The sequence below is a fragment of the bacterium genome (assembly GCA_030247525.1).
Lineage (GTDB): Bacteria > Electryoneota > JAOADG01 > JAOADG01 > JAOADG01 > JAOTSC01.
On sequence record JAOTSC010000204.1, the window covers coordinates 1 to 5,342 of the forward strand.

The window sequence follows — 5,342 nt, forward strand, 5'->3', positions numbered from 1 at the left end:
GACAGGTCCGGGCGGTACGCTGGTCTATCGCTCGAATATGTGGAGCTATCGCGATCTCCCGCAGCGTCATTGCGAATTGGGGCATGTCCACCGCCACGAGAAATCCGGTGTCTTGTCGGGCTTGTTCCGGGTACGGTCGTTCACACAGGACGATGCGCATATCTACTGCACCCCCGAGCAGTTGGAAGACGAAATTGCCGGAGTGATGCAGATCCTCGAAGAGATTTACGCCGGTTTCGGATTTACCGATTATTCGATTGAGCTTTCCACTCGTCCGGCGAAATCGATTGGCAGCGATGAGATGTGGGCGAATGCGGAAGGGGCGCTGAAAAATGTGCTCGAAAAACGCAAGGTTGAGTATAAACTCAATCCGGGCGATGGCGCATTCTACGGCCCGAAAGTCGATTACCATATCCGCGATGCGTTGCGCCGGACTTGGCAATGCGGCACGATTCAAGTCGATTTCTCAATGCCAGAGCGCTTCGGAATGGAGTACACTGGCGCCGATGGGGCGAAGCATCGTCCGGTGATGGTACATCGTGCGATTTTAGGTTCCCTCGAACGCTTTATCGGAATTCTCATCGAGAATTATGGCGGAGCGTTCCCGACGTGGCTCGCACCGGTACAGGCGGTCGTGATTCCGATTTCTGAAGCGAAACACGGCGATTATGCCCGTGAAGTCGTTGCGGAAATGAAAAAGCATGGAATCCGCGCGAAACTCGACGCTCGTGAAGAGTCGCTCAATTACCGAATCCGCGACAACCAAGGGAAGAAAATTCCCTACCTCTGTGTAGTCGGGGGCAGGGAAGCCGAAAACCGCGCGGTAGCAGTCCGCCGCCGCGATAAAGGGGACATCGGCGCGATACCCCTCGACGAGGTAATCGCCGGCATCGTGAAGGAAAATACCTCCCGCGTCAATGTCTTGACATTAGGGGAATGAAATACTACAGGTGAAGCAGAAGAAAGGCGGGTGATAACCCGCCTTTCTCTGTTGTGATACAAAGATATTGTGTTAACTTTGGGTATTCTGAAATAGGTTTATCTAATGGATTCCACAACAACAAACCAATGGGGCAGTTCCATGTCGGGCGTTTTCTACTTTGTCTATGTCGTATTCCTGCTGTTCGGCGGGATGGTAGGTTATCAATTCGGACGTTGGGTCGAGCGGCGCGCCCAAGCCAAACGCGATAAAGCGAAGATGGAAGGCAAGTAATCGAACTGTGCGGTTTGCTGAAATTCTTGCACTTGCTCCATGAATCGTAACGTCGAAGTTAAGGCGCGGGCGCGCGACCTCATCGCAGTCCAGAAGATGCTCGAGCAGGGAGGAGCGAAAGGAAAATTGCTCCACCAGCACGACACATTCTATCGTTGTCCCGATGGCAGATTGAAACTACGGGTCTTCGCCGAAGGGCATGGTGAGCTGATCTTCTATCGCCGTCCCGACCACACCACCGCCAAGCTTTCCCAGTATTGGATATACCCCACCACAGATGCGCACGGTCTCCACGAAATCTTAGCGCAATGCTATGGCGTACTCGGCGAAGTGATCAAACAACGCCTGGTCTTCATCATCGGGCAAACCCGCATTCATCTTGATCAAGTGGAAACCCTCGGCGACTTCCTCGAATTGGAAGTCGTCTTGAAACCGGAACAACCGGAATCCGATGGCGAACGGATCGCGAAAGAATGGATGATCCGGTTAGCGATTCGTCCCGAAGATCTCCTATCGGTAGCCTACATCGATTTATTGACGAATCGGGTTTAATCCCCCCTCCTCATTTCGTATCTTAGTGCAATGAACGCTCGGTAGGACAGACACTCTTGTCTGTCCACTGTAACGCAAAGAATCCCGTCTGACGTGTCATTGCGAGCGTAGCGAAGCAATCCCAGTCGGATACACAGTAGGACAGACACTCTTGTCTGTCCACCTGGACCAAATGGAACAAGAGTACGGGCGAACCTTGTGTTCGCCCTATCGTAAACAGGCGAGGACGCCTGTCGCTACCAACAAGGAAGAATGGATCTATTCGACGACATCCGACGCGAGAAGAGGAAGCGAATCGACGCACTGGTCACGGAGTTGCAACGCCATGACCGATTGTACTATGTCGATGCGAAACCGGTGCTCAGCGATGCCGAGTACGATCTCTTATACCGCGAATTAGTCGACTTAGAGCAAGAGTTTCCCGACTTGATCCGACCCGATAGCCCCACCCGGCGGGTTGGCAGTTCACTCTCCGACGATCTTCCCCAAATCAAACACCTCGTACCGATGCTCTCGTTGCAAAATGTTTACTTTGCGAAAACGAAAAACGATTGTACCGAAATCGAGGAGTTTTTTCAGAGCTCGGAAAAGACGATTGGGAATCCAATCAGCGGTTTTATCTGCGAATTGAAAATCGATGGTATTGCCGTTTCACTTACATATTCCGATGGAATTCTGGTAAAAGCGGCGTCACGGGGCAATGGCGAAGTCGGAGAAGACATCACGGCAGCGATTCGGACGATTCGTCAACTCCCGCTCCAATTGCACAATGCGCCGAGCGGCACAATCGAAATTCGCGGCGAAGTATATATGACCCGCACCGATTTTGAGGAAGCGAATCGCTTGCGAGTGGAATCGGGTGATGCGCCGGCAGCGAATCCCCGGAATTTTGCCGCCGGATCGCTCAAACTGCTCGATGTACCGGAGATTGCGAAACGTCCGCTGCGGATTGCCTGTTACGCCTTAGGCGCATCCGATACACCGTTCGCAACCCAACAAGAATTTCTCGAAACCCTTCATGAATGGGGATTGCCGACCGAACCCCATTGGAAATTCTGCGCCGATCTGCAAGCGGTACAAGCCTATTGGGAAGATTGGAATAGTGTCGAACGACGGCAGACCTTGCCGTTCAACATCGATGGCATTGTCGTAAAAGTAAACGCGATTCGTGAACAGGAAGCGTTGGGAATGACCGCCCGCGCGCCGAAATGGGCAGTCGCTTACAAGTTTCCAACCGAACAAGCAATCACGCGCTTACTCTCAGTTGAATGGTCGGTGGGACGTACCGGCGTTGTGACCCCGGTCGCGAATCTGGAACCGGTGTTGCTGGGCGGTACGACTGTGCAACGCGCCTCGCTTTACAACGAAGACTATATCCGTGAGAAAGGGCTGAGAATCGGCGATTTGGTACAAGTGGAAAAAGGCGGCGAGATTATTCCTAAAGTGGTGAAAGTCGCCGACAGCCAACCTGTCGAAGTACCGAGCGCCTGTCCCGTTTGCAACGGAGAATTGTTCCGGGAAGAGGAAGAGAAGTCGCTGCGGTGCGTGAACGAATTGTGCCCGGCACAGCAACAACAACGGATTGAACATTACGTAGCCCGTGATGCGATGGACATCGACGGAATTGGATCGAAAGCAGTCGAGTTGCTATTGTCGCGAGGCATCGTTACGAATGTTGCCGATTTATACGATTTGACGCCGGACAAATTACAAGGGTTGGAAGGTATCGGCGAGAAAACCATCGAGCAGTGGTTGGGGCAAATCGAAGCGTCGAAACAACAGCCGTTCGAGCGGTTCCTTTTTGCGATGGGCATTCGGTTGGTTGGTGAGGAGCAAGCGCGGGTCATTGCGCAACGGTATCCTAACCTGCGGGCATTGATGAAGGCGACTCGCACCGAATTGTACGACCAATTCTGGGTAAGCAAGCAAAAGTCCGATGAGCATTGGCTCGAGGAATTGCTTGAGCAACATCGCCGGGATCTTGCAACTGTGGTGTCCGAGAGTGAGCAACTTGACCGTATGATGGATACATTGGCAAAACGGTTGAAACAACGACTCGGCGAGCGGAAAACCAAGAAAGAGTTAGCGTGGCTCGAGGAGTTGCTACTCGCCTTTGCCCATCCGGGGTTCCGGGATATTATCGACCGTTTGGAGCGGTCAGGAGTACAGGCAGTTGCGTTATCGACCCGGCAAGGTCCCAAATTGGAAAGCTACATGTTACAAGGTCACACGTTCCTCTTTACCGGGAAAATCTCGATGGAACGGAGTGAGGCGGAGAATCTTGCCCGTTTACACGGTGGAAGTGTCGCGGGAAGCTTTACCAATGCGGTCACAATTCTGGTCGCTGGGGATGGTGCAGGCAGCAAATTAACGAAAGCGCAAGCTCGAAATCTGCCCATACTTTCAGAAGATGAATATTTACAATGGGTTAGCTCTGGGACGGTGCCAGTAGCGGTAAGCGGGTGAAAACCGTTATCTTATTCGTTTAGGATAATGACCACACCCCAACGGAAATTCGCTTGGGGGAGATGGAACTTTGGTGTTTCTTTTCCGAACCGGGATGTAGATTTTTGCGTCGGGAACCATTGTGGTCGAAGGATTTAGCAACAAGGGAGATGGTTAAAGAATGGCGTCGACAGCCGATTTGCGTAATGGCATCATTATTGAATTCAAGAATGATTTATATCAAGTCGTTGAATTTCAGCACGTTAAACCCGGAAAGGGTGGCGCGTTCGTCCGAACAAAGTTAAAGAACATTCTCACCGGTCGAGTTATTGATCAAACGTACCGAAGTGGAGAATCAATCGATATCATTCGGTTAGAATCGCGGAAAATGCAGTTCCTGTATAAAGAAGACGATTTATATATCTTTATGGATCAGGAAACCTACGAACAGATTCACCTCGAAGAAAAACAGATTGGCGACGACCGTCTCCTCCTCAAAGAGGGTGAAATCGTTGATTTACTTTTCCGTGGGGATACTCCCCTTAGTATGACGTTACCATATTTTATTGTTTATACAATCGTACAAACGGAACCAGGTGTACGTGGTGATACCGCACAAGGTGGCGCAACCAAGCCGGCAAAAATCGAAACCGGCGCTGTCGTACAAGTTCCCCTCTTTGTCGAACAGGGCGAAAAAATACGGGTCGACACCCGCACACGTGGCTACATGGAACGTGTTAAGGAGTAAAAATGCCTCGTAAAGCGAATACTACCAAAGCGGCACTGCCCGCCGAACAACCAGCGCTGACACCGGAAGTCCGAGACATGATGATTGATTTCAGCATGGTCGAGCGTTTTGTTGCGTTACTGGAGAACTCGAAACTAACCGAACTCGAAATCGAAACGGGTGAGGTGATGCTCCGCTTGAGCAAGAATGGTCCGGCTCCAACAGCCGGCGGTTCTTACATGGCAACCTCTGTCGCAAATGCCCCGGCAACGGTAGCGGCTGTGCCAGCAACAGTAGCGGTTCCAGCCGCTCCTGTCTCAAGTAAAACCCTGGTGGAAGTCACCAGCCCGATGGTGGGTACGTTTTATGCCGCGCCATCTCCCGATTCTGACGTCTATGTAAGAC

At 51.7% G+C, this 5,342-nt stretch carries 6 protein-coding genes; all 6 read left to right on the forward strand.

The window, feature by feature from the left end; genetic code table 11:
• Window positions 1–940: threonine--tRNA ligase (gene thrS / locus OEM52_13690; protein MDK9701187.1), on the forward strand; the 940-nt coding region annotated here is incomplete at its 5' end.
• Between the two features lie 105 nt (window positions 941–1,045).
• Window positions 1,046–1,213: a hypothetical protein gene (locus OEM52_13695; protein MDK9701188.1), complete on the forward strand. Its 168-nt coding sequence runs from the start codon at window positions 1,046–1,048 to the stop codon at window positions 1,211–1,213.
• Window positions 1,214–1,252: 39 nt separating this feature from the next.
• The gene (locus OEM52_13700) at window positions 1,253–1,765 is read left to right on the forward strand and encodes a class IV adenylate cyclase (GenBank protein ID MDK9701189.1); all 513 of its coding nucleotides are present in this window, start codon (window positions 1,253–1,255) and stop codon (window positions 1,763–1,765) included.
• Between the two features lie 252 nt (window positions 1,766–2,017).
• Window positions 2,018–4,231: an NAD-dependent DNA ligase LigA gene (gene ligA / locus OEM52_13705; protein ID MDK9701190.1), complete on the forward strand. Its 2,214-nt coding sequence runs from the start codon at window positions 2,018–2,020 to the stop codon at window positions 4,229–4,231.
• A 160-nt stretch (window positions 4,232–4,391) separates the two neighbouring features.
• Window positions 4,392–4,958 carry an elongation factor P gene (efp, locus tag OEM52_13710; GenBank protein ID MDK9701191.1) on the forward strand — a complete coding sequence of 189 codons (567 nt, stop codon included), beginning with the start codon at window positions 4,392–4,394 and terminating at the stop codon, window positions 4,956–4,958.
• 2 nt (window positions 4,959–4,960) lie between these two features.
• Window positions 4,961–5,342, forward strand: a 382-nt coding sequence (locus OEM52_13715) for a hypothetical protein (protein MDK9701192.1), incomplete at its 3' end; no start/stop codon positions are given.

Bases quoted from the DNA above. Each gene is read 5' to 3' on its own strand.
- efp (MDK9701191.1), top strand. From the start codon at position 4,392: ATGGCGTCGACAGCCGATTTGCGTAATGGCATCATTATTGAATTCAAG.
- OEM52_13695 (MDK9701188.1), top strand. From the start codon at position 1,046: ATGGATTCCACAACAACAAACCAATGGGGCAGTTCCATGTCGGGCGTT.
- ligA (MDK9701190.1), top strand. From the start codon at position 2,018: ATGGATCTATTCGACGACATCCGACGCGAGAAGAGGAAGCGAATCGAC.
- OEM52_13700 (MDK9701189.1), top strand. From the start codon at position 1,253: ATGAATCGTAACGTCGAAGTTAAGGCGCGGGCGCGCGACCTCATCGCA.